Origin of the sequence: Frateuria flava (assembly GCF_017837635.1) — a bacterium.
GTDB lineage: Bacteria > Pseudomonadota > Gammaproteobacteria > Xanthomonadales > Rhodanobacteraceae > Frateuria_A > Frateuria_A flava.
In genome coordinates, this window is the sequence record NZ_JAGJRS010000033.1 from 24,865 (window position 1) to 48,502 (window position 23,638).

The 23,638-nt window shown below is 67.8% G+C and carries 22 protein-coding genes and 4 tRNA genes; 20 read left to right on the forward strand and 6 right to left on the reverse strand.

Translation table 11 applies throughout. The features are described from left to right. Positions 1-29: 29 nt before the first annotated feature. Complete coding sequence (locus tag J7I44_RS14770; RefSeq protein ID WP_209622534.1) at positions 30-2,177, reverse strand: O-linked N-acetylglucosamine transferase, SPINDLY family protein; 2,148 nt, start codon at positions 2,175-2,177, stop codon at positions 30-32. A 60-nt stretch (positions 2,178-2,237) separates the two neighbouring features. Here J7I44_RS14770 and J7I44_RS14775 point away from each other — a divergent pair, with 60 nt between their 5' ends. Together J7I44_RS14775 and J7I44_RS14780 are read left to right on the forward strand one after the other, a co-directional pair. Beyond that, the gene (locus J7I44_RS14775) at positions 2,238-2,966 is read left to right on the forward strand and encodes a hypothetical protein (protein WP_209622537.1); all 729 of its coding nucleotides are present in this window, start codon (positions 2,238-2,240) and stop codon (positions 2,964-2,966) included. Then, positions 2,963-4,507: an XVIPCD domain-containing protein gene (locus tag J7I44_RS14780; protein ID WP_209622540.1), complete on the forward strand. Its 1,545-nt coding sequence runs from the start codon at positions 2,963-2,965 to the stop codon at positions 4,505-4,507. The genes J7I44_RS14775 and J7I44_RS14780 overlap by 4 nt, the downstream gene beginning before the upstream one ends. A 66-nt stretch (positions 4,508-4,573) precedes the next feature. Here J7I44_RS14780 and prfA read toward each other — a convergent pair whose 3' ends face one another. Together prfA and hemA are read right to left on the reverse strand one after the other, a co-directional pair. Next, complete coding sequence (gene prfA / locus J7I44_RS14785; protein ID WP_245188220.1) at positions 4,574-5,650, reverse strand: peptide chain release factor 1; 1,077 nt, start codon at positions 5,648-5,650, stop codon at positions 4,574-4,576. 78 nt (positions 5,651-5,728) lie between these two features. Beyond that, on the reverse strand, positions 5,729-6,994 hold the full coding sequence (gene hemA / locus J7I44_RS14790) for a glutamyl-tRNA reductase (RefSeq protein ID WP_209622543.1): 1,266 nt from the start codon (positions 6,992-6,994) through the stop codon (positions 5,729-5,731). A gap of 96 nt (positions 6,995-7,090) precedes the next feature. Between hemA and J7I44_RS14795 the strand changes: the two genes are divergently transcribed. The 9 genes from J7I44_RS14795 (at position 7,091) to J7I44_RS14835 (ending at position 15,437) form a co-directional block, all read left to right on the forward strand. After that, a complete protein-coding gene (locus J7I44_RS14795) occupies positions 7,091-8,839 on the forward strand; it encodes a tetratricopeptide repeat protein (protein WP_209622546.1) in 1,749 nt (582 codons plus the stop codon). Further along, complete coding sequence (gene lolB / locus J7I44_RS14800; protein WP_209622551.1) at positions 8,836-9,465, forward strand: lipoprotein insertase outer membrane protein LolB; 630 nt, start codon at positions 8,836-8,838, stop codon at positions 9,463-9,465. The genes J7I44_RS14795 and lolB overlap by 4 nt, the downstream gene beginning before the upstream one ends. A gap of 4 nt (positions 9,466-9,469) precedes the next feature. Continuing rightward, complete coding sequence (gene ispE / locus J7I44_RS14805) at positions 9,470-10,876, forward strand: 4-(cytidine 5'-diphospho)-2-C-methyl-D-erythritol kinase (RefSeq protein ID WP_209622553.1); 1,407 nt, start codon at positions 9,470-9,472, stop codon at positions 10,874-10,876. Positions 10,877-10,920: 44 nt separating this feature from the next. Continuing rightward, positions 10,921-10,997: transfer RNA gene (locus J7I44_RS14810), tRNA-Gln, on the forward strand. A 47-nt stretch (positions 10,998-11,044) separates the two neighbouring features. Then, positions 11,045-11,983 carry a ribose-phosphate diphosphokinase gene (locus J7I44_RS14815; RefSeq protein ID WP_209622593.1) on the forward strand — a complete coding sequence of 313 codons (939 nt, stop codon included), beginning with the start codon at positions 11,045-11,047 and terminating at the stop codon, positions 11,981-11,983. A 157-nt stretch (positions 11,984-12,140) separates the two neighbouring features. Then, on the forward strand, positions 12,141-12,788 hold the full coding sequence (locus J7I44_RS14820; protein ID WP_209622556.1) for a 50S ribosomal protein L25/general stress protein Ctc: 648 nt from the start codon (positions 12,141-12,143) through the stop codon (positions 12,786-12,788). Between the two features lie 50 nt (positions 12,789-12,838). Beyond that, positions 12,839-13,435, forward strand: a complete 597-nt coding sequence (pth, locus tag J7I44_RS14825) for an aminoacyl-tRNA hydrolase (protein ID WP_209622559.1) — start codon at positions 12,839-12,841, stop codon at positions 13,433-13,435. 72 nt (positions 13,436-13,507) lie between these two features. Continuing rightward, positions 13,508-14,599: a redox-regulated ATPase YchF gene (gene ychF, locus J7I44_RS14830; protein WP_209622562.1), complete on the forward strand. Its 1,092-nt coding sequence runs from the start codon at positions 13,508-13,510 to the stop codon at positions 14,597-14,599. A gap of 430 nt (positions 14,600-15,029) precedes the next feature. Beyond that, positions 15,030-15,437: a hypothetical protein gene (locus J7I44_RS14835; protein WP_209622565.1), complete on the forward strand. Its 408-nt coding sequence runs from the start codon at positions 15,030-15,032 to the stop codon at positions 15,435-15,437. A 63-nt stretch (positions 15,438-15,500) separates the two neighbouring features. On the opposite strand, the gene J7I44_RS14840 is transcribed toward J7I44_RS14835, so the two are convergent. Beyond that, a complete protein-coding gene (locus J7I44_RS14840) occupies positions 15,501-15,923 on the reverse strand; it encodes a DUF6491 family protein (protein WP_209622567.1) in 423 nt (140 codons plus the stop codon). A gap of 220 nt (positions 15,924-16,143) precedes the next feature. Between J7I44_RS14840 and egtB the strand changes: the two genes are divergently transcribed. From egtB to J7I44_RS14860, 4 genes are all read left to right on the forward strand, one after another. After that, a complete protein-coding gene (gene egtB / locus J7I44_RS14845; RefSeq protein WP_209622570.1) occupies positions 16,144-17,391 on the forward strand; it encodes an ergothioneine biosynthesis protein EgtB in 1,248 nt (415 codons plus the stop codon). A 20-nt stretch (positions 17,392-17,411) separates the two neighbouring features. Beyond that, positions 17,412-18,398, forward strand: a complete 987-nt coding sequence (gene egtD / locus J7I44_RS14850) for an L-histidine N(alpha)-methyltransferase (protein WP_209622572.1) — start codon at positions 17,412-17,414, stop codon at positions 18,396-18,398. Between the two features lie 132 nt (positions 18,399-18,530). Beyond that, entirely contained in the window at positions 18,531-19,586 is a 1,056-nt protein-coding gene (locus tag J7I44_RS14855) for a class I SAM-dependent methyltransferase (RefSeq protein WP_209622575.1), read from the forward strand. Further along, positions 19,583-20,296, forward strand: a complete 714-nt coding sequence (locus tag J7I44_RS14860) for a pseudouridine synthase (protein WP_209622578.1) — start codon at positions 19,583-19,585, stop codon at positions 20,294-20,296. Before J7I44_RS14855 ends, J7I44_RS14860 begins: the two co-directional genes overlap by 4 nt. A 62-nt stretch (positions 20,297-20,358) precedes the next feature. Here the strand turns inward: J7I44_RS14860 and J7I44_RS14865 are convergent, their stop codons facing one another. After that, entirely contained in the window at positions 20,359-20,697 is a 339-nt protein-coding gene (locus J7I44_RS14865; RefSeq protein WP_209622581.1) for a YkgJ family cysteine cluster protein, read from the reverse strand. 104 nt (positions 20,698-20,801) lie between these two features. On the opposite strand from J7I44_RS14865, the gene J7I44_RS14870 reads away from it, so the two are divergent. Beyond that, positions 20,802-22,358, forward strand: a complete 1,557-nt coding sequence (locus tag J7I44_RS14870) for a protein adenylyltransferase SelO (RefSeq protein ID WP_209622584.1) — start codon at positions 20,802-20,804, stop codon at positions 22,356-22,358. A gap of 156 nt (positions 22,359-22,514) precedes the next feature. Here the strand turns inward: J7I44_RS14870 and trxC are convergent, their stop codons facing one another. Beyond that, positions 22,515-22,952, reverse strand: coding sequence for a thioredoxin TrxC (trxC, locus tag J7I44_RS14875; protein WP_209622587.1), 438 nt, complete (start codon positions 22,950-22,952; stop codon positions 22,515-22,517). Positions 22,953-23,124: 172 nt separating this feature from the next. On the opposite strand from trxC, the gene J7I44_RS14880 reads away from it, so the two are divergent. The 4 genes from J7I44_RS14880 to J7I44_RS14895 all read left to right on the forward strand — a co-directional run. Further along, positions 23,125-23,210: transfer RNA gene (locus J7I44_RS14880), tRNA-Tyr, on the forward strand. 31 nt (positions 23,211-23,241) lie between these two features. Beyond that, positions 23,242-23,315 (forward strand) — tRNA-Gly (locus J7I44_RS14885). A 79-nt stretch (positions 23,316-23,394) separates the two neighbouring features. Next, positions 23,395-23,470 (forward strand) — tRNA-Thr (locus tag J7I44_RS14890). Positions 23,471-23,550: 80 nt separating this feature from the next. Continuing rightward, on the forward strand, positions 23,551-23,638 hold an 88-nt coding region (locus tag J7I44_RS14895), incomplete at its 3' end, for a GTP-binding protein (protein WP_033473206.1).

The window sequence follows — 23,638 nt, forward strand, 5'->3', positions numbered from 1 at the left end:
TGGTGGACTCCAAGCCCACCCAACGCAGGTCAGAAAGCCAGGTCGATCGGCGGACGGCCGATGCGATGGCGGGTGCCGATCGTCTGCACCACGCGGCGGAAATCCGCGGCGAAGCCGGCGATGTCGAACAGCGGCGAGCGCGTGCGCAGGTCAGACAGTTGCGCGCGGACCGCGGCGAGCGCAGCTCGATCGCGACCCAACTGCACCGCGGTGGCCACGAAGGCATCCGGATCGTCGGCCACCAGTTCGGGCAGGTGGGCGTGATGCAGCAGGCTGGCGGCGATGCGTCCGGCGAACGTGTCGCCGGCACAGGTCAGCAACGGACAGCCGGCGGACAACGCGTCGATGGCGGTGGTGCGGGCGCCGCAGGGCAGGGTGTCCAGGCACAGGTCGACCAGCGCGTAGCGCGCCAGGTAGTCCGCGTGCGGCAGGTCGGGCAGGAATACCAGCCGTTCCGGCGATACCTCCAGACTGGCAGCCTGCGCACGCAGGCGCTGCTCGACGCCATCGGGTCCGGTGCGCAGCCACAACATGCTGCCCGTTACCTGGCGCAGTATCTGCATGAAACGCGCGAACACGTCCGGGCCGATCGTGGCGGTAGCGTTGAAACAGGCGAACACCGTGCCCGTGGTGGGCAGGTCGCATTCGCTGCGCGTGGGTGAGGAGGCCATCGCGCGGCCTTCAACCGGCAGAAAGCAGCGCGGCAGCGAAAGCACCTTTTCGCTGTAGCCCTCGCGATGCGACGGCGGCAGCACGATGGTGTCAGCCAGGATGTAGTCGATCCACGGGGCGCCGGCAGTGCCCGGGTACGCCAACCAGTTCACCTGTACGGGCGACGGTCGCAAGGCCAGGATGTCCGCATTGGTGTGCGCGCCGTAGCCGGTGAGGTCGAACAGCACCTCGATGCCCATCGCGTGGATGCGCTCGGCCACCTGCGGGGGCGGCAACGCGTCGACGGCGTGCAACGGTGCCGCCGCAGCCAGGCGCTGGCGAATCGGATCGCCGTCGTCGGCGGTGGTGGCGAACAGGTGCAACTCGAGCCCGCCCAGGGCGATCAGCGACTGGACCAGTCCGGCTACGGTTCGACCCGTCGGGCGATCGCCGAAGCCATCGGAAAGCAGGCCTACGCGAATGGGGGCAGCCGGCGCCGGCCGGGCCAGGGCAAAGGCCAGTTTCTGGCGCAACGGGCCCAGGTGGTGCTCGATGGTGCGGGTGAAGGTTTCCATGGCCTTGCGCTGGAGCGCGCGATCGAACGGCTCCAGCGGCAGCACGAAGGGCACGATGCCCGGTTGCCCTGTTTCGATTGCTTCGCGCAGCCGCGCGGTCAACGACGCCTGCTCGCGCCAGTCGGCCAGCCGTCGCCGCAGCACGGCGAGGCGGCTGAGCGCGGCACCGGAGTGCGGCGCCAGTTGCAACGCCCGCGCATACGCCGCGGCCGCGTCGGCCGGCCGGTCCAGGGCCTCGAGCATCCGCGCAGCCTGGAAGGCGTGACGGGGTTCGCGCGGCGCCAACCGCTCCGCTTCCAGCCAGGCGCTGGCGGCTTCCTCGCTATGGCCCTGCGCCTGCAGCGCCTGTCCGAGCAGCGCGTGGGCAGCATCCAGCCGCGGCGCGAGCTTCAGCGCCTCGCGCACGTGCAGCAGCGCCCTTGTGGCATCACCCAGCTCGAGCTCCACCTCGGCCAGATTGAGGCGCAGGCCCGGGTGTCGTGGTGCCGCGCGCAGCGCCTGGCCGAACGTCTCGCGCGCTTCCTCGTGGCGGGCTGCAACCATCAGCGCCACGCCCAGCACCTGCAGCACGGCCGGATGGCCTGGCTTGCGTGCGAGTGCGGCGTGCAGTCGTTCGATGGCCGCCTCGGGGCGACCGTCCTCCAGCGCCACGTTGGCGAGGTTGCACTGCACTTCGATGCTGTCCGGCGACAATTCCGCGGCACGGTTCAGCGCGCTCAGCCCGTCGTGGCGGCGACCCAGCTGCAACAGCGCGACACCGTGCAGGCGGACGAGCTCGCCCGCCAGCGGAAAATCCCGGCGCGCGCCTGCGGCCAGCGCTTCGGCTTCCTGGCTGGCGCCCTGGCGAAGCAGATGCGTCAGGCGGTTGAGCAAGGCTTCCAGCTCGGCGCGCGCGTTGGCCGGCATGGTGCTCTTGCCGTCGGCAGAGCCACCCGGAAAGCCTGTCGTCATCGCCATTGATTCCCCAAGCCTGCTACGCTGGCCTGCACTGCCGCTGCCCGCAAGGATGCCATGGTCGCCAGTCCAATGGAAAAGCGTGCGCTTGCCTCCATTCCAGGCAACAAGCGCCTGTCGTACGCAATCGCCGGGGTAGCGCCTTTCGGCATCTCCGTTTCCGCGCCAGACCAATCCGCCGCTCGCCGCCGGGGCGCCGCCATGCGCCGTTGCGCCGTCGCGGTGCTGGTCGCGGGCCTCGCCGTCCTTCCTGCCGCCTGCTCTTCGCCCATGGATGACATCAAGCTCAATCCCCACCCCGCGCAGCGCTACGAACTGATCGCCACGGTCGACGCGCCGGGTGAATTCGATTCGGTCGAGGGCTACCTGTCCTACGAGGTGACCAACGTCGAATGTGTGCCGAAGAATCCCATCGAGGGGGCGCGCAACGTCCCCAATACAAGCCGACGGTTTGCGTTGACTCGCGTGGATGCGCATACGTGGAAGGGGAGCTTCTACAGGGATCTACTGCAGGACGAGGATTATTTCGGACTGGGTGTCTGCCATTGGGATGTGACTAACGCCTCTCCAGTCTTCAGGGTGCACGCCGCAAGCTTCAGTCCTGCCTTCGTACTGGCTGATCCGATCGAGGTCACGCTGACTCGCTATTTCAAACGATCGGATTACTTCAATCAGGCCTTGCGGAATGTGGGAGCGCTTGGCTTCAGTTCCACTGACGCCGAGGTTGGCAAGGCCGTCCAATCGTTTTTCCCGATCACTGTAACGATCAAGCGGTCACGGTCATGAGCGCGCCCACTTCCCGGCAACTTGCGGCGGCCGCCAAGGACAGCTACATCGATAGGCCGAAGGCCGATATTGACATCAAGACGGTTGCTCTGGACGGGCACTCGTATCGCGTCATTGGATATGCAAACACCCCTTCCGGCTTTCATGGCACGGCGTACCAGCAGGTGGAATCGCCCTATGCCATCGTGATCGCCTACCGAGGTACCGACCCGGACCTCAAGAACCACACGCTGACCGGCATCCAGGACGTGTCGGTGGACGCCATCATGGTGGCGGACGGCCTCAATCCGCAGGAGGCCGATGCCCGCCGCTTCACGCAGCAGGTGCTGGAAAAGGCCGCGACGCTCGGCGTTCCGCGCGACCTGGTCACCGTCACCGGCCATTCGATGGGCGGCACGCTCGCGCAGATCGAGGCGTGGCGTTTCGGCCTGCGCGGGGAGACCTTCAACGCCTACGGCGCCGCGGAACTGGGCGTTGGCGTTCCCGAGGGCGGCAGCCAGGTGATCGACAACGTCCTGGCGGGAGATCCGGTCAGCGCGTGCAGCCGCCATTTCGGGCAGGTCCGCGTCTATGCCACGCCAGCGGACGTGGCGAGCTTGCGCGAAACCGGTTACCTCGACGGACAACGCGGCCTCGGGCGTTCACTCGCGGCGCTGCGTGTCGCGGACCACGGTATCGACAACTGGGCTCCCGACAAGGGCGAGTCGGTGCTGACGGCAGCCAATGAAGCGCGCGCGGACCGATACGCCGGGGCTATCGCTGCATTCCGGCAGGATGCCTGGGGTGCGCGCGCCGGCCTGCATGCCTCGACCAAGGTGCCCTGGTCAGCGACCTGGACCCTGGCGCGGGTGACCGAGGCAGTCGAGCTGACGACGGCGACAGGCTTGCACGCGAAGTCCGAGGCCAGTCGGCTGGGTCGCGCCATGGCGCATCAGGTGGGGCGGGCGTGGGAGGTGGCACGGGACGTTTCGCAGGACACCCGGCAGGTGGTCGTGCACGCAGCGGTTGGCGCGGTGAAGCAATGGGAACAGGGTTGGGCTGGCGCCAGCCATACGCTCGCCCAAGGGCCCCGGTTCGCTCCTGGCCTCCCCGCGTCCGATCTGTATCCCGCGCCGGCCAGCGGCACCGCCGCGCCGCGCAAGCCCACGGTGCTGGATACGCCGCCATTGGGTGACCGCGGCCATCCTGCCAGCGGCCTCTACGCTCAAGCGTTCGATGCGGTCAAACGCATGGAGGCCCGCCATGGCTTGTCGGGCGGGCCGCACAGTGAACGCGTGGCAGGCGCCCTGACGGTCGCGGCGCGGCGCGCGGGGCTGCAGCGAATCGATCAGGCAGTACCCTCGGTCGATCGGGAAAGAGTGATCGCCGTGCAGGGAGAACTGCACAGTCCGTTGCGCCGGCTGGCCGCGGTCGATGCCGCGCTGGCGGCCAATACGCCTCTGGAGCGCAGCAGCGCTGAAGCGCTCTGGGCGCAGGCGCCGGAAGTACAACCGAACCTGCCCGCGGCCACCCAGGCGGCCGTGTACTCGCCGGTGCGCTGATCGCGCACGGCGAAGAATCCTGCAGTACCGGTCGCCGGTGCCCGGCGGCCGATGCGTCCCTTCGAGTTACGAGGCGAGGCTCTTCAGCTCGTCGGCCTGGTGTTCGCGGGTGAGCGTGTCGACCAGCTCGTCCAGGTCGCCGGCCAGGACTTCGGGCAGGCGGTACAGGGTGAGATTGACGCGGTGGTCGGTGATGCGGCCCTGCGGAAAGTTGTAGGTGCGGATGCGCTGGCTGCGGTCGCCCGAGCCCACCTGCAGACGACGTTCCTGTGCCTGCGCGGCGGCTTGCTTGCTCTGCGCCTCGTCGAGCAGGCGCGCCTTCAGCAGGGACAGTGCGCGGGCGCGGTTCTTGTGCTGGCTGCGCTCGTCCTGGCACTCGACCACGATGCCCGTCGGGAGGTGGGTGATGCGGATGGCCGAATCGGTCTTGTTGACGTGCTGGCCGCCAGCGCCAGAGGCGCGGAAGGTGTCGGTCTTCAGGTCCGCCGGGTTGATCTGGATGTCGTCGATCTCATCCATCTCGGGCAGGATCGCGACGGTCGCGGCCGAGGTATGGATGCGTCCCTGCGACTCGGTCTCGGGCACCCGCTGCACGCGGTGCGTGCCCGATTCGAACTTCAGCCGCGAGTAGGCGCCCTTGCCCTCGATGCGCGCGACGATCTCCTTGTAGCCCCCATGTTCGCCGGGACTTTCGCTGAGCACTTCCACGTGCCAGCGGCGCCGCTCGGCGTAGCGCGCGTACATGCGGAACAGGTCGCCGGCAAACAACGCGGCCTCGTCGCCGCCGGTGCCGGCGCGCACTTCCAGGAACAGGTTGGCCTCGTCGCGCGGATCCTTCGGCAACAGCAGGATTTGCAGCTCGCCGTCCAGTTCAGCCAGGCGGGCTTCCAGCCGCTCGACATCGTCGGCGGCCATCTCGCGCAACTCCGGGTCGGCCAGCATGGCGCGCGTCTGCGCCAGTTCCCGTTCGGCACCGTCGTGCTCGCGCAGGGCGGCGGCGACCGGCTCGATCTGCGCGTACTCGCGCGACAGTTCGCGGAAGCGGCCGGCATCGGCAAGCACGTCCGGCTGGGCCAGCAGCAGGCCGATTTCTTCGTGGCGCTCGGCCAGGGATTCGAGTTTGCGGCGGATCGAGGGGGTCATTGAAAACCAGCGGCACGAGAGGGAAGCAACCGGCATACGCCGGCTCGCGAAGCGGGAAGCGGCAGCCAGCCGCCCTCGCTATTCGTCCCTCGGCTCGGACTCCCCGTACAACCGGCCGGCCGCGTGCAGCAGATCGAGATCGCCGTTGAGCGCCGCCTCGCGCAGGCGTGCGCTGGGATGGTGCAGCAGCTTGTTCGTCAGCGTGTTGGCAAGGAACGCCAGCGCCTCGTCCGGCGACTTGCCGCGCGCCAGCATCGCCTGCGCCTTGACCAGCACCTCGTCGCGATAACGTTCGGCGTGCTGGCGCAAGTCGATCGCCGGATTTCGCAAGGTCAGCGCGCGGCGCCAGGCCATGTAGCGGTCGACCTGCAGGTCGATGATCGTCTCGGCCTCGCGCGCCGCGGCCTCGCGGGAGCGACGGTTTCCGTCGATGACCTGTTGCAGGTCGTCGATGGCATACAGGTAGACGTCCTCCAGCGATGCGATCGCCGGATCGATGTCGCGCGGCACCGCGATGTCGACCATGAACATCGGCTTGCGCTTGCGCGCCACCACGGCCCGCTCGACCATCGGACGGGTCACCACCGGCTGGCGCGCGGCGGTGGAGGAAATGACGATGTCCGCTTCGGCCAGATGTTGCGGCAGGTCGGCCAGCGCAATGGCATAACCACCGTAGCGGCTGGCAAGCTCCTGCGCGTTCTCCAGCGTCCGGTTGGCCACGATGAGGCGGCTGACCTGCTTGTCCACCAGGTGGCGCGCGGCCAGTTCGATGGTGTCGCCGGCGCCGATCAGCAGCACGCAGGCCTGTTTCAGGTCAGTGAACACCTGCTCCGCCAGCCGCACGGCGGTGAACGCCACCGAGACCGTGTGCGCGCCGATGCGGGTATCGGTGCGCACCCGCTTGGCGACCGCGAAGGTGTGCTGCAGCAGGCGATCCAGCGGCGCGCCGAGCGCCCGCGCGTCGCGCGCGAGCTGGTAGGCATCCTTCACCTGGCCCAGGATCTGCGGCTCGCCCAGCACCATCGAATCCAGACCCGTGGCGACGCGGAACATGTGGCGCACTGCCGCGTCCTCGTCATGCCGGTAGAGGAACTCGTCCAGCTTGCCCGGGGTCAAGCGATGGTGGCGATTGAGCCACGCCTGTGGCGCCTGCTCGGCACCCTCGGCCACGCCGACGTACAGCTCGGTGCGGTTGCAGGTGGAGAGGATCAGCGCCTCTTCCACGCCGGGCTCGGTCCGCAATTCGCGCAAGGCCTCGCCGGCGGCGTCCGCATCGAACGCCACCTGTTCGCGCAGGCTGACTGGCGCGGTGAGGTGATTGAGCCCGAGGGCGATCAGCGGCATGGCGTGGAATGCGAATTGACGACGGGGTATCCGTGGCGGCGTAGGCTAAGCTTTCGGTACCAGGCGCGAATCAGGTACGGCCGGACGGACCAATGGATGAGGACTAGTGTGCTGAGCGTGAAGGGCAAGTTCAAGCAACTGCGGCATTTTGCAGGCCTGCTCGGCTGCGCGCTGGGCCTGGCCGCGTGCGCCAGCCTGCCCGCCGGCAAGGCTTCCATGCCCACGCCGAAGCAGCCGCTGGACCGGCTCGCCGTGGTCACGCCGGACGAGCAGCACGACCTGCTGGCGCAGCTGCTGGCCGGCGAGATGGCGCTGACCCGCAACGACCTCAAGGGCGCCTCGGCCCGGTACACGCAGGCGATGGAGCTGTCGAACGACCCCGCCGTGGCCCAGCGGGCGGCGGAGCTGGCCCTGGCGGTACGCGACACGGTCGCCGCGGGACGCGCGATCGATCGCTGGCAAGCGCTCGGCGCCAGCCCGGCGGACCTGGCCCAGGCCCGCGCCGAACGGGCGCTGGCCACCGGCGACACTGCCGGCGCGCGCGAGCAACTGGAGCGCCTGATCGGCAGCGGCGACCCGCACGCCTGGCGTCGCTTCGGCCGCGCCCTGATCGGCGCACGCGACCCGGCCCAGGCGGCCCAACTGCTGGAAGACCTGGCCACGCCCGAGCGGCTGCCGGCCGACGCGCAGGCCTGGCTGGCGATGAGCGAGCTGGGCGAAAAGCTGGGCCGACCCCGGTATGCCATGCAGATTGCCGACGCGGCGGTAGCGCGCTTCCATGACACCGAAACCTACGCCTGGGCGGCGCAGATGAAGTTCAAGGCCGGCGACAAGAAAGCCGCCACGGCGTTGCTCAGGCAGGCACTGGTGCGTTCGCCGGACAACGTTCGCCTGCGCCTGACCTATGCCAGCCTGCTCAGCCAGGGCGGTGACTACCAGGCTGCCGCGAAGCTGCTCGACAAAGGCCCGCAGAGCGCCGAAACCTACGCCCTGCGTGCCGGGCTGGCGGCGCAGGCGCACGACAAAAAGGCCATCGCCAAGCTCTATCGGGAGCTCAAGCAGGCACCGGCCGACGTGCGCGAAAACAGCGCGTTCCTGCTCGGCCAGCTGGCCGAGATGCAGGACCGCAACGCCGAAGCGCTGGAGTGGTACGACCAGGTCGGCGACGAGGATCCTCACGCCTTTGATGCCGACTTGCGCAGTGCGGTGATCCTGCATAACCAGGGCAAGGCGGACGACGCCCACGCGCTGCTGGAGCAACTGGAAACCGCCTATCTCGATCAGCCCGAGGAACTGCGCCGCGCCTGGCAGGCCGACGCGGAGCTCTACATGCGCGAGGGGCACTACGCGCAGGCCGCCAAGGCCTACGACCATGCGCTGCAGGTGTTGCCGGACGATCCCGGCCTGCTCTACGGCCGCGGCCTGGCCTACGCCGAGGCGGGCAACATCGACCACGCGGTGGCGGATTTCCGCCACCTGCTCAAGCTCAAGCCGGACGACATCGACGCCAGCAACGCGCTGGGTTACACGCTGGCCGACGCCGATCGCGATCTGCCCGAGGCGAAAAAGCTGATCGAGATGGCCCGTGCGGCCAAGCCACACGACCCGGCGATCGCCGACTCCTGGGGCTGGCTGCAGTATCGCCTGGGGCATCTGGACGAGGCCGCACGCACGCTTCGCCAGGCCTGGGCCGCCGCCAAAGACGCCGACGTCGGGGTGCATCTGGGCGAGGTGCTGTGGAAGCTCGGCAAGCGCCAGGACGCCCGGCACGTGTTTGATCAGGTGCGCAAGCTCGACCCGCGCAACGTCAATCTGCGCGATACCTTGCGGCGCCTCGAGCCATGAGGCGCCTCTTTTTTCCGGGCGTGGCAGCCGGCCTGCTGCTGGCAGCCTGCGCGCCGGTGCCGGTGCGCAGGCCGGCCGACGAGGCCGCGCTCGCCGTGCAGGCGGCGCGCGAACGGCAGCTTTCGGGGGTGGAGCAGTGGACGCTGGAAGGCCATCTGGCGGTGTCCGATGGTCACGATGGCGGCAGCGGCAGCCTGCGCTGGATGCAGGACGGCCAGCGCTACGATTTCGAGTTGCGCGCGCCGATCACCGGCAAGAGCTTCCGCCTCAGCGGGGGTCCCGGCGGGGCCGTGCTCGAAGGCATCGAGGGCGGCCCGCTGCGCGGTCCCGACGCCGAGGCGCTGATGCGCAAGGCACTCGGCTGGGAAGTGCCGCTGGACGACCTGCGCGCCTGGGTGCTCGGCCTGCGCGCGAGCGGCAGTCCCGCCGAGCTGCGCTTCGGCGAGCACGACCTGCCGTCGCTGCTCGTGCAGGACGGCTGGACGGTGGACTACCGCGCCTGGGACCAGGCACAGCAGACGCCGTTGCCGCAGAAGGTGTTCGCCAGCCGCCCGCCCTACAAGGTCAAGCTGTCCATCGACAGCTTCAGACTGGGAGCGGCCCCCTGCGACGACTGCGGGGGTTGACGTCATGGCGGTGACTATCGCGCGCGCCGTGGCCGCGCAGGTGCCCGCGTTGTGCGCGATCGAACGGGCAGCCGTGGAGCTGTTCCGCGGCCATCGCGCATGGCCTGCGTACGAGGCCATGGCGATTCCGCCGGAGTTGCTGGAGGTGGCGGTTTCGCGCGGCCTGGTGTGGGTCGCGCTGGAGCAGGACGCGCCGGTTGGCTTCGTATGGCTGCAGGACGGTATGGCCGAGGGCTCGGTCGAGATCGCCGAGATCGACGTCTTGCCCTCCCATGGTCGCCGTGGGATCGGCGCGGCGCTGCTTGAACACGCCTGTGCCTGGGCGCGCGAGACCGGCTATCGCTGCATCGATCTGGGCACGCTTGCCGACGTGCCGTGGAACGCGCCGTTCTATGCACGGCATGGCTTTTCGACGGTGGACAAGTCCGACCCAGCCTTCGCCCGCGCCCGCGAGCGCGACCGCGAAAACGGGTTTCCCGATTCGCTGCGGGTGTTCATGTCGCGCCCGCTTGCCGCACCCCGTCCGGACGAATGGACGGCTTGGCCCGCGCCGGCCAAGCTCAACCTGTTCTTGCGCATCGTTGGACGCCGCGCGGACGGCTACCACGACCTGCAGACCGTGTTCCGCCTGCTCGACTGGGGCGACGAACTGCGCGTGCGTGTGCGCCAGGATGGCGCCATCGTCCGGGTGAACGAGGTCCGCGGCGTACCGGCTGAGGCCGATCTGGTCGTGCGCGCCGCGCGCCTGCTGCAGGCGGAGGCGGGCGCGACGCAAGGCGCCGCGATCGTCGTGGACAAGCGCGTCCCAATGGGCGGCGGCCTTGGCGGCGGCAGTTCCGATGCGGCTACCGCACTGGTTGCGCTCAACCACCTGTGGGGCTGCGGGCTGGATGAGGACGCGCTGGCCGGCCTGGCGCATCGGCTGGGTGCCGACGTGCCGGTGTTCGTGCGAGGCCGCTCGGCGTGGGCCGAGGGCGTGGGCGAGCGGCTCACGCCCATCCCGCTGCCGCGGCGCTGGTACGTGGTGCTGGACCCGCGCGAGCACGTGCCCACCGCGGCCTTGTTTCAAGCGTCTGAATTGACACGAAATGCACCGCCGGCGACAATTTCATCCTTTGCTTCCGGCGAAACGGCAGAAAACGCATTCGAGCCGGTCGTGCGCGCGCGACACCCGAAGGTGGCCGCGGCGCTGGACTGGCTCTCGCGCTTCGGCCGCGCCCGGCTTTCCGGCAGCGGTGGGTGCGTTTTCCTGGAAACCGCCTCGTTCGCACAGGCGCGCAAGGTGGTGCGGGAGTGTCCTCCGGCATTCACGGCGCAACTGGCCGCGGGACTGGAGGTTTCGCCCCTGCATCGGGCTCTCGCGCGCCACCGCGCGCGGGCCGCGGCGCCGGGGCAGCCGTTGCGGGCTTGAAACACATGACAGGCAGTCAGGACGACGGCCTGCAAACGAGACACTGGGGCGTCGCCAAGCTGGTTAAGGCACGGGATTTTGATTCCCGCATGCGCAGGTTCGAATCCTGCCGCCCCAGCCATTCACGAATGGCTCTTTGAGGAATCCCAAGTGGACACGTCCACCCCGATGCTCTTCACCGGCAATGCTCATCGCGCCCTGGCCGAGGACGTCGCGCAGCGGCTCGGTGTGCCGCTGGGCAAGGCGCTGGTCGGCAAGTTCAGCGACGGCGAGGTGCAGATCGAGATCGAGGAGAACGTCCGCCGCCAGGAAGTGTTCGTGCTGCAGCCGACCGGTGCGCCGAGCGCGGAAAACCTGATCGAGATGCTCGCGCTGGTCGACGCACTCAAGCGCGCCTCCGCCGCCACCGTCACCGCGGTCATGCCGTATTTCGGCTACGCCCGGCAGGATCGCCGCCCGCGCTCGGCGCGCGTGCCGATCACCGCCAAGATGGTGGCGACCCTGATCGGCACGGCCGGCGTGGATCGCGTGCTCACGGTCGACCTGCACGCCGACCAGATCCAGGGTTTCTTCGACATCCCGGTGGACAACGTCTATGCCTCGCCGATCCTGCTGGCGGACATCTGGCGCAACCACTCGATGGACGACATCATCGTGGTCAGCCCGGACGTCGGCGGCGTGGTGCGTGCCCGCGCGATCGCCAAGCGGCTGGATGATGCCGACCTGGCGATCATCGACAAGCGCCGCCCCAAGGCCAATGTTGCAACGGTGATGAACATCATCGGCGAGGTCGACGGCAAGACCTGCGTGCTGGTCGACGATATCGTCGACACCGCCGGCACCCTGTGCGCCGCGGCCGCCGCCCTGAAGGAGCGCGGCGCGCGCAAGGTGGTCGCCTACTGCGTGCATCCGGTGCTCTCGGGCGCGGCGATCGGCAACATCGAAAACTCCCAGCTCGACCAGCTGGTGGTTACCAACACGCTGCCGCTGCGCCCCGAGGCGCAAGGCTGCAGCAAGATCCGCCAGCTTTCGGTGGCCGAGCTGCTGGCCGAGACGATCCGCCGTATCGCTTTTGGCGAATCGGTGAGTTCGCTGTATGTGGATTGATTAGCGGGATTCGGGATTGGGGATGCGAGGTTCGGGCCAGATCGTGGCTTTTTCGAACCATGAATCCCGTCTCCCGAATCACGATCCGATGACTCCCCTGGTCGCGGGGGAGTCGCATAACCACCGCAAGGTGGACAACCTCAAAGGTGTATCAACAATGTCCCAGACTCATGAAATCAAGGCCCAGAGCCGCACGGACGAGGGGAAAGGTGCGAGCCGCCGCCTGCGTCATGCCGCGATGGTGCCTGCCGTCGTCTACGGTGGCACGCAGCCGCCGCAGAGCATTCAGATCGAACACAACACCATCCTGCTCGCCGCCAAGAACGAGTGGTTCTTCTCCTCGATCCTCGACCTGAACGTCGACGGCAAGGTGCAGAAGGTGCTGGTGCGCGACTGGCAGAAGCATCCGTTCAAGCAGCAGATGCTGCACATGGACTTCCTGCGCGTGAACGAGAACGAAGCGATTCGCGTGAACGTGCCGCTGCACTTCCTCAACCAGGAAAAGTCGCCGGCCGGCAAGACCTCCGGCGTGGTGATCTCGCACAACCTGACGGAAGTGGAAGTGTCGTGCCTGCCGGGTAACCTGCCGGAGTTCATCGAGCTCGACCTGGTCGATCTCAAGCCTGGCGACATCGTCCACCTGTCGCAGATCAAGCTGCCCAAGGGCGTTAGCCTGCCGGCGCTGAGCCTGGGTGCGGACCACGACATCGCGGTGGTCACTGCCAACGCGGTCAAGGAAGAAGCCGAGCCGGCCGCCGAAGCGGCTGCGCCGGAAGGCGAAGCCAAGCCTGCCGAGAAGAAGTAAGCCCCGTCCGGGCCTCCCGCCCCGCGGGAGGCCCGGACAGCGGCCCAGGTATGGCTGGACTCAAGCTCATCGTCGGCCTGGGCAACCCCGGCGCCGAATACCTCCGGACCCGGCACAACGCCGGGTTCTGGTTTGTGGACGCCCTGGCTTCCGGCCAGGGCGAACGCTTTTCCTTCGACGGCAAGCTGCACGGCGAGGCCTGCCGCGTGCGCATCGGCGGCGAGGGCGTGTGGCTGCTCAAGCCGTCCACCTTCATGAACAAGAGCGGCATCGCGGTCGCTTCCGCGCTGCGCTACTACAAGATCGAGCCGGACCAGTGCCTGGTCGCGCACGACGAGCTGGACCTCCCGGCAGGCACCGTGCGGATGAAGTTCGACGGCGGCCACGGCGGTCAGAACGGCTTGCGCGACACCATGCAGCATCTCGGCCACGGCAAGTTCCACCGGCTGCGCATCGGCATCGGCCACCCGGGCCACAAGGACAAAGTCACGCCCTGGGTTCTGGGCAAGCCGTCCGCGCAGGACGAGGACGCGATCCTCGACGGCATCGCCCGCGCGCTGGATGTGCTTCCGCTCGCGGTCGATGGACAGTTCGACAAGGCGATGCAGCAGTTGCATACACAGACGGGAATAGGAAATCGGGAATAGAGAATCGTTTTACGCGGCTCTTCCCGGTTTTTCCCATTCCCTATTCCCTATTCCCTATTCCCGGATCAAACCATGGGCATCAAATGCGGCATCGTCGGCCTGCCCAACGTCGGCAAGTCCACCCTGTTCAATGCGCTGACCAAGGCCGGCATCGCGGCGGCCAACTTTCCGTTCTGCACGATCGAGCCGAACGTGGGCGTGGTGCCGGTGCCCGATGAGCGGCTGAACGCGCTGTCGGCGATCGTCAATCCGCAGAAGGTGATCCCGACCGCGGTCGAGTTCGTCGACATCGCCGGCCTCGTCGCCGGCGCGTCGAAGGGCGAGGGCCTGGGCAACAAATTCCTGGCGCACATCCGCGAAGTCGACGCGATCGCCCACGTGGTGCGCTGCTTCGAGCACAGCGACATCGTGCACGTGGCCGGCAAGGTCGATCCCATCGCCGACATCGAGACGATCGACACCGAGCTGGCGCTGGCGGATCTGGACTCGGTCGAGAAGGCGCTCAACCGCGCCGAGCGCGCGGCCAAGGCCAATGACAAGGAGGCGCTGGCGAAGAAGCCGGTGTTGCAGAAGCTTGCCGCCGCGCTGAACGAAGGCAAGTCCGCGCGAAGCGTCGCGCTGGACGAGGAAGAGAAGGCGCTGGTCCGCGACCTTTTCCTGCTCACGCTCAAGCCGCTGATGTATATCGCCAACGTGCGCGAGGACGGTTTCGAGAACAACCCGCACCTTGACGCCGTGCGTGCGCGCGCCGCCACCGAGGGCGCCGAAGTGGTCCCGGTGTGCGCGGCCATCGAGGAAGAGATGGCTCAGCTGGAGGACGCCGACCGCGACGAGTTTCTCAAGGACCTCGGGCTGGACGAGCCGGGTTTGAACCGCGTGATCCGCGCCGGCTACAAATTGCTCAACCTGCAGACCTACTTCACCGCGGGCGTCAAGGAAGTGCGCGCATGGACAGTGAAGAAGGGCGCCACCGCGCCGCAGGCGGCGGGCGTGATCCACACCGACTTCGAGCGTGGTTTCATTCGCGCCGAAACCGTCTCCTACGATGACTTCATCCAGTACAAGGGCGAAGCCGGGGCGGCCCAGGCCGGTCGCCTGCGCAAGGAAGGCAAGGACTACATCGTCAAGGACGGCGACGTGCTGCACTTCCTGTTCAACGTCTGAGTTCGGCGGGTATTCGCCGGCCTGCCGGACGATCCCGCCCAAAGGCGCCCCGATCCGCCTGTCGGCACCCCCTTCAGGAGCAGTGAAAGGCTCACGATGGGAGGCTGTCGTCGATCCTCCCCCCGTCTGCGGCAGAAGGCGCCCGAAGAACGGATGGGGGCGGACGAGCCGTATCGCCTCACTTGGCGACGTTTCTTTCGCGCGGCATCCGGTTGCAGCGGCGAGCCACGGACATCCAAGGTGGACTGGATACTTGACTGCGCCTCGCCGAGGTCCACCGTGGCCACCGGATGGTGCGCGGCAAGATGCCCCCCATCCGCAAACGCCTGTTGACCCGGATCGCCGTTGCCGCTCGACTGTCTTAAGTGCCGATTAAGCGCTTTACCCGGAGCATCCGGCAGACGGCATTTCGCCCGATGGAGGCACGAATATGACCAAGCATTGGCCAGGCAAATCCGCGATGGCGATGGCTACCCTGCTGCTTGCGTCGGCGATGGCGCTGCCGACCGTCGCATCGGCGCATGATCGGCATGATCGCGGCTGGCACGGACGCGGACATTACGATCGCGGCTGGCATGATCACTACCGCCATGACCGCGGCGGCCATTGGAGCGGCGGTCGCTGGGTTGCCGGCGCAATCGTCGCCGGCGCCGTGATCGGCCTGGTCGATGATGCGCTCAGTCCGCCGCCCCGCGTGGTCTACGAGCGTCCGGTCTATCGGCGCCCGGTACGGGTCGTCTACGAAGAACCGGTAGTGACTCGCCGCGTGGTCGAAACGCGCACGGTCTATGTCGAGCAGGCGCCGCCCACCCGCTACGTGGGCTACTACGGCGACTGACATACGTGCCAACCGAACGCGGAAAGGCCCGGCCACGCCGGGCCTTTTTTGTGTCCGCGACCATTATCCGGCAGGCGGCAGCTCCGCACCGCTGCCGTGGCGTGCGGCGTGTTCGCGCAGGTGCTCGAACCTCGCCTTGTCGACCATTTCCACCGAGGAAATCGCGCAGGGTGGCTGCTCCCGGGCGCTGACGCTCTCACCCAGATCCCCGCAGATGCGGCCACCACCGACCGACTTGCCGGATTCGCTGGCCCTGAGCAGGAAACCCGGCACGCCGATGCCCAGGCGTGGGCAATCGGCCTTCAGGTGCACCACATAGCGATACGGGCCCGTGCGTACCAACGCCGTGCGCGCATCGACCACGTGCCATTCGTTGATATTGTCGGTCTGGATGCACTGTGCGTATGGCAGTGCCTTGCCAGGCGGGCTTGCGAGCGCGGCGGAACTGCTGGCGACAAGCAACAGCAGGAGGGACAGGTGTTTCATGGCATCACCTCTGGGGGCACGGGGCCAGTGACCCAGCATCGCGCGCCCGTGGGGACGGCGCCAGCGCCGCGGTGTCAGCAATCTGCCATCGATCGATCACACGTATTGAACAGGCGCTGCGTCATGCTTGGATGATGCCAACGGTCCGATCCGTTCTGCGTTTCAGCGTCGCTGGCAGGGCGCACGTGGACCGCACGTCCGACCCACGAAGGAGCAGCCCATGCCGCAGCTGAGCCCCCTCGCCGGCGACACGCTGGCCCAGCGCTATCGGCGGGTGCGCCAACAGACCGTCCAACTGTGCGCGGGCCTGACGGCCGAAGACATGATGGTGCAGTCGATGCCCGACGCCAGTCCGGCGAAATGGCATCTGGCGCATACGACCTGGTTCTTCGAGCAGTTCGTGCTTGCGCGTGATCCTCGTTACCGCCCGCGCAATCGCGCCTGGAACTACCTGTTCAACTCCTACTACCAGAGCGTCGGGCCGATGCATGCGCGGCCGCAACGCGGCCTGCTCTCGCGTCCGACGCTGGAGGAGGTGCTGGCTTATCGTCGCCACGTGGACCAGGCGCTGGATTCGATGCTTGCGCGTGGTGACGAGACCGCTTCCGCCGCGGTGATCGAGCTCGGGTTGCAACACGAGCAACAGCATCAGGAATTGCTGCTTACCGACATCCAGCACGCGTTCTGGAACAATCCGCTGTTGCCCGCCTACCTGCAAGCGGCGGCCCTGCCGGCCGCCACAACGTCGGCACCCCTGCAATACCTGCCCGGCGCGGAAGGTGTGGTGGAGATCGGCCATGCCGGCGAGGGGTTTGCCTTCGACAACGAAACCCCGCGGCACCGCGCATTGCTGGCGCCGCATGCGCTGGCCAACCGGCTGGTCACCAACGAGGAGTACGCCGCGTTCGTGCATGACGGCGGCTACCGCGAGCCGTCGTTGTGGCTGTCCGACGGCTGGGCCACGGTGCAGAACGAGGGATGGCAGCGCCCGCTCTACTGGCGCCCCGACCTGGCCAGTGCGTTCTCGCTGTCCGGCGTGCAGGCACTCGATCCGAATGCCCCGGTCTGCCACCTGAGCTACTTCGAAGCCGATGCCTTCGCCCGTTGGGCCGGCGCGCGGTTGCCCACGGAAGCCGAGTGGGAGGCCGCTGCCGCCGCGCTGCCGGTGCAGGGCAACCTGCTCGACGGCATGCCGCGACCGCCGCAGGCCGCCCACGGCACGGGATTACTGCAAATGTACGGCGATGCGTGGGAATGGACCGCCTCGCCCTATGTCGCCTATCCGGGCTTCCGCCCGCTGCCGGGCGCGCTCGGTGAATACAACGGCAAGTTCATGTGCGGCCAGTGGGTGCTGCGTGGCGGTTCGTGCGCCACGCCGCTCGGCCACGTGCGCGCGAGCTACCGCAATTTCTTCCCCTCGCAGGCGCGCTGGCAGTTCGTCGGGCTGCGCCTGGCCAAGGACCGATAAAACCTCAAGGAGCATTCCCGATGAACATCCGTGCCCTGGACCTGCCCACCGACGCACGCACGCCCTCAGCCGGCGGGTTGCTGGAGACCGTCCGCCGCGGGCTGCGCGCGCAGCCCAAGCGCCTGCCCTCGTGGCTTTTCTACGACGCGCAGGGATCGGCGTTGTTCGAACGCATCTGCGGACAGCCCGAGTACTACCTCACCCGTTGCGAAGTCGCGCTGATGCGCGAGCACGCCGCCAGCATCGCCGACACCCTGGGCGTGGACGTTCGCCTGGTCGAATACGGCAGTGGCAGCGCCACCAAGACACGCCTGCTGCTCGAACACATGGCCGCGCCGGTGAGCTACGTGCCGGTGGAAATCTCGCCCGAGCCGTTGCAGCAAAGCGTGCGGCGCCTGGGTGAGCACTTCCCGCACCTGCCGGTGCAGCCGCTGTGCGCCGACTTCACCCGCCCGCTGCGCCTGCCGATCCCGCCACGTGCGCCGCGGCGGACGGTCCTGTATTTCCCCGGTTCCACCATCGGCAACTTCGACACGCGCGAGGCGATTGCGCTGCTGCGCAAGATGCGCGCGGAGATGGGCGACAACGGCGGCATCCTGATCGGCGCGGACCTCAAAAAGGACACCGCCCTGATCGAGGCCGCCTACAACGACGCCGCGGGCATCACGGCAGCGTTCACCCTGAACATGCTCGCGCGCCTGAATCGCGAGCTGGGCAGCGATTTCGACCTCGCCGCGTTCAGCCACCGCGCGCACTACAACGCGCTGGCCGGACGCATCGAAACGAGCCTGGTCAGCCAGCGCGAGCAGAAGGTGCACGTGGGCCGCAGCCAGATCGCTTTCGGCAAGGACGAAGCGATCCGTGTGGAGGTCAGCTGCAAGTACTCGCTGGAAGACTTCGCGGCGCTCGCAGGCAAGGCCGGGCTGGAAGTGCTGCGCGTGTGGCTGGATCCCGAGCGCATGTTCTCTGTGCAGTATCTGGTGCGCGCCGGCTCGGTCGCGCGTTAGGTAGTCGGAGTCGGGCAGCGGGCGTCGCCAGGCTGCCCCGTGCACGGATCGAAGCCAGCTCGCGGGCCGCCGCCCGCGTTGACGTCGTCGCCAACGCGTAGAATCCCGCCCACCCCCGTCAGTCCGAATCCGATGGCAGCCACCGTCGCCACCGCGCCCGCGCTCCAACTGGACGCACTGTTCCTGCCCATCATCAGCGGCGAGCTTCGGGTGCCCTACGACGGCCGGGTGCTCTTTTTGCGAGCCCGTGACGGTGCGCCGCTGCGCACGTTCGTCCGCCCTGGCTGGCTTTGCGAGCAGACTTTCAAGCCGTTCGCCGACGAGCTTCGCCGGGCGGGTGTGGCGCTCGGGGAGCCAGCGCAGGACGACCATTTTGCGTTGGTGCTCGTGCTGCCCCCGCGCCAGCGTGACGAGGCCCGTGCGTTGTTCGCCCGCGCCGCTTGTTCCTTGCAGCCCGGAGGCGTCATGCTGACGGCAGTGCCCAATGGCGAAGGCGCGAAATCGGCCGAAGCGGATGCCGTGCGGTTGTTCGGCGCGGTGCGCAGCCTGTCCAAGCACAAGTGTCGCGTGTTCTGGGCGAGCGCCGGCGAAGGGCTGGACTCCACGCTGCTCGCTGAATGGGAGGCGCTCGACGCGCCGCGACGGATCGCCGGTGGTTATCTCAGCCGTCCGGGGTTGTTCGCGTGGGACCGCATCGACACAGCCTCGGCCTTGCTTGCGGCCCATCTGCCCCATGACCTGCACGGTCGCGTCGCCGACCTGGGTGCGGGATACGGCTATCTCGCCGTGCAGGTGATCGCTCGTTGTCCCGGCGTTACGGCGGTGGATATGTACGAAGCCGAGAGGCGGGCGCTGGAACCGGCGCGTATCAATCTCGCCGAAGCGGTGGCGGTCAGCGGTCGGGAGGTCGACGTGGGAGCGCACTGGCATGATGTCACTACCGGCCTGCCGCATCGCTACGACGCGATCGTGAGCAACCCGCCGTTCCACCAGGGGCGCGCGGACCTTCCCGAACTGGGGCGCGCCTTCATTGATGCCGCGGCGGACGCGCTGCTGCCGCGCGGTCGCCTGTGGCTGGTCGCCAACCGGCATCTGCCGTACGAGGCCACGCTCGCCGCCCGCTTCGCGCAGGTCCGCACGGTGGCCACACAGGACGGTTTCAAGGTGATCGAGGCGGTGCGCGCATGAAGCTGGTACGCCTGATCGCCAACCTCGGCTATGGCAGCCGCAAGGAAGTGACGCAGCTGTTCCGCGAGGGGCGCGTCACCGACCCGACGGGCGAGGTGTTGTACGCGGACGACAAGCTCGATCACGCCGACATCCGCATCGATGGTGAGATGCTCGATCCGCCGAATGGCCTGGTGCTCCTGATGCACAAGCCGACCGGCTACACCTGCTCGCGCAAGGACGCGGGCCGCCTGGTCTACGACCTGCTGCCGCCGCGCTGGCGACGGCGTGATCCGGCCTTGTCCACCGTTGGCCGGCTCGACCGGGATACGTCCGGACTGCTGCTGCTTACCGACGATGGCGCGTTGCTGCACAGGATCATTTCCCCCAAGGCGAACGTGGCCAAGGTCTACGAGGCCACGCTCGCCCGCGACCTGCAGGGAAGCGAGGGCGAACTGTTCGCCAGCGGTACGCTGATGCTCGAATCGGAAACCACGCCGCTTGCTCCCGCACAGCTGCAAGTGCTCGAACCGCGTCGCGCGAGGCTGACCGTCACCGAGGGGCGCTACCACCAGGTGCGGCGCATGTTCGCGGCGGTGGGCAATCACGTGGAGGCGCTCGAACGCGTCGCGATCGGGCGGCTGACGCTCGACGGGCTGGCGCCGGGGGAGTGGCGGGCGCTGGATGCCGCCGAGACGGCCAAGGCCTTCGACCTGCCATATCTCCTGTAGGAGCACGCTTGCGGGCGATGCTTTTTCGCCCCGAGCCGAAGCATCGGCGCGCAAGCAGGCTCCTACAGAAGCTTCACCGGCGTGGGGAGGGCAGGGCCGTACCACTTGCGCCGCTCGTCCCGGCAGCTGGGGCTGCCCATGGTGTACTTGCGACAGATGGCGGGGCGTCGCTCGTAGATCGTGCAGCGCGAGGTATCCGGGTCGACGGCGGCGCACCAGCCGTCCTCCCCCTTGGCAAGCGTCGCCAGGCCGTGGTCATCGTGCGTTACCAGCCAGTCCGGGACGTCGTCTTCGGGCATCAGCACCACGGTCAGGCGGCAACACACCGCTTCACAGGACGTGCAGTGCACGGATGGGTCTACGCTCGTAGCGTAGCGATCGTTTTCGAAGTCGTCATTCACGCGTCAGTATGCGGCTTTGGCCGGTTCGGCGCGCTAAACATTTGTGTCGGCGGCATGCCGTGAGCGCGAACGTTCCCTGGCCTCCGTCGTGCGATCATCGACCGATGCGCCTGCACTTCGACAATGCCTTCGTGCGCGAGCTGGCCGGCGACCCCGAGCGCGGATCGCGTCCGCGGCAGGTGGAAGGCGCCGCCTGGTCGCATGTCCAGCCCACGCCAGTGCCAGCGCCGCATGTGGTGGCCTGGTCGTCCGAGATGGCGGCGACCCTGGGGCTGTCCGCGCAGGACATCCAGGGCGCCGACTTCGCCCGCGTGTTTGGCGGTAACGCGTTGCTGGATGGCATGCAACCGTGGGCAAGCAACTACGGTGGCCACCAGTTCGGCGTATGGGCGGGGCAACTGGGCGATGGTCGTGCGATCTCGTTGGGTGAGGCGCTCGACGCGGGCGGTCGACGCTGGGAGCTGCAGCTCAAGGGCGCGGGGCCGACGCCGTATTCGCGCGGCGCCGATGGGCGTGCGGTGCTGCGTTCCTCGATCCGCGAGTTCCTTTGCAGCGAGGCGATGCATCACCTCGGGATCCCCACGACGCGTGCGTTGTGCCTGCTGGAGACTGGCGAGGCGGTGGTGCGAGACATGTTCTACGACGGCCATCCCCGCGAGGAGCCCGGTGCGATCGTCTGCCGCGTCGCGCCCTCGTTCATTCGCTTCGGCCACTTCGAACTACCCTATGCGCGCAACGACATCGCGTTACTGCGCCAACTGGCGGACTTCAGCATCCAGCGCGACTTTCCTCAGTTGCGCGGTCAGGGCGAGGCGCTGTATGCGGACTGGTTCGGCGAGGTGTGCGAACGCACCGCGCGGCTGATGGCCCAATGGATGCGCGTCGGTTTCGTGCACGGCGTGATGAATACCGACAACATGTCGATCCTCGGCCTGACCATCGACTATGGCCCCTACGGCTGGATCGACGACTACGATCCGCAATGGACGCCCAATACCACCGACGCGGTGCGCCGGCGCTATCGCTTCGGGCAGCAACCCAACGTGGCCTGGTGGAACCTCACGCGGCTGGCGAGTGCGCTGTCGCCGCTGTTTGCCGACGTCGCGCCGCTGCAGGCTGGGCTCGACCGCTACGTCAGCGCGTGGGAAGCGGCCGATCGCGCCACGGCGGCCGCAAAGCTGGGCCTGGCACAGGCTGGCGACGAAGAGCTGGCGCTGCGCGACGGCCTGCATGCCTGGATGCGCGAGTCGCAGGCGGACATGACACTCACCTGGCGCGCGCTCATCGACCTGGACCCGGCCGCGCCCTCGCCAAACGCGCTGGCGGGCGTGTGTTACGACGAGGCCCGGCGCATAGCCGCCGAGCCCATGCTGCGCGATTGGCTCGAGCGCTACGCCTCACGCCTGCGCAACGATCCGCTGCCGGTGGCGGAGCGCCGCCGCCACATGCAGCAGGCCAACCCGAAGTACGTGCTGCGCAACTACCTGGCGCAGGAAGCGATCGATCGTGCGGAGCAGGGCGACTACGCACTCGTGCACGAGTTGCTGGACGTCATGCGCCATCCCTGCGACGAGCAGCCGGGACGTGAACGCTTCGCACGCAAGCGTCCCGACTGGGCGAAACAGCATGCCGGCTGTTCCATGCTCTCGTGCAGTTCGTAATCGGGTGGTCGCGTTCCATGCCCACCGCTCGAGCTGCAGCGGCGGCGCGAGACGGTCGCGTCAACAAGCGATCGTGCGTGGCCGCCACGCGTTACCAGCGACACGCGGAAACGCACGCGGTCACCGACGGAAACACTGCGCCCACGACGTCAACGACTAGCGCAACGTCCCTTCGACGAACTGCCGCAACTGCGCCGCATTGAGCGCACCTGCCTGCCGGGCGATCTCACGACCGCCCTTGAACACCGCCAGCGTCGGGATGCTGCGAATGCCAAAGCGCTGCGAGAGCTGCGGTTGCGCGTCGGTGTCCACCTTGGCCAGGCGCAGGCGCGGCTCGAACTGGCGGGCGGCTTCGGCGAACACCGGCGCGAATCCGCGGCAGGGCCCGCACCAGGTCGCCCAGAAATCGACGAGTAGCGGAAGATCGCCACGTCCGGCCACCGCGTCGAAGTTGGCCGTCGTCAGTTCGATCGGCTTGCCTTCGAAAAGCGCCTGCTTGCAGCGCCCGCACACCGGATGGTCGGCAAGGCGCTCGGCCGGCACGCGATTGAGCGCACCGCAATGCGGGCAGGGGATGTTCAAGGGGGCGGACATGGCGTACTCCGGACGGGCTCCCGGGCGATATGGCGATCGTGCTTCACGGTGCAAGCGGCCCGGACGGTAGGCTGCGGTACCTATCTGCGAGAAAGTCGCCGCCACGGCGCATTTGGCCGTCGCAAAGTGTTGACACATCCGGGGCCGCTCGCGAAAATAGCCGTTCTTTGTTGGAGGGATACCCAAGCGGCCAACGGGGGCAGACTGTAAATCTGCTGGCTTACGCCTTCGGTGGTTCGAATCCACCTCCCTCCACCATCAAGACGAGTTCCGCGCAGGGTAGTGCCAGGCGGGAGTAGTTCAATGGTAGAACCTCAGCCTTCCAAGCTGATGGTGCGGGTTCGATTCCCGTCTCCCGCTCCATTGATCTCGTCGCAGGATTTTTGAGGTTCGGCCGGATGCCGGACCATTCGCCACCCAGGAAGGGTGCTGAAAGAACTTCGCTCATGTAGCTCAGTCGGTAGAGCACTTCCTTGGTAAGGAAGAGGTCACAGGTTCGATTCCTGTCATGAGCACCATCTCACGCGGCTGCCGCCGGTCGCTCCGGGCCTACGGCAGGTTTTCTTTTTTTCATTGACTCCATCGGGGTTTAGCGCGCATGGCAAAGGGTAAATTCGAACGCACCAAGCCGCACGTGAACGTCGGCACGATCGGCCACGTGGACCACGGCAAGACGACGCTGACGG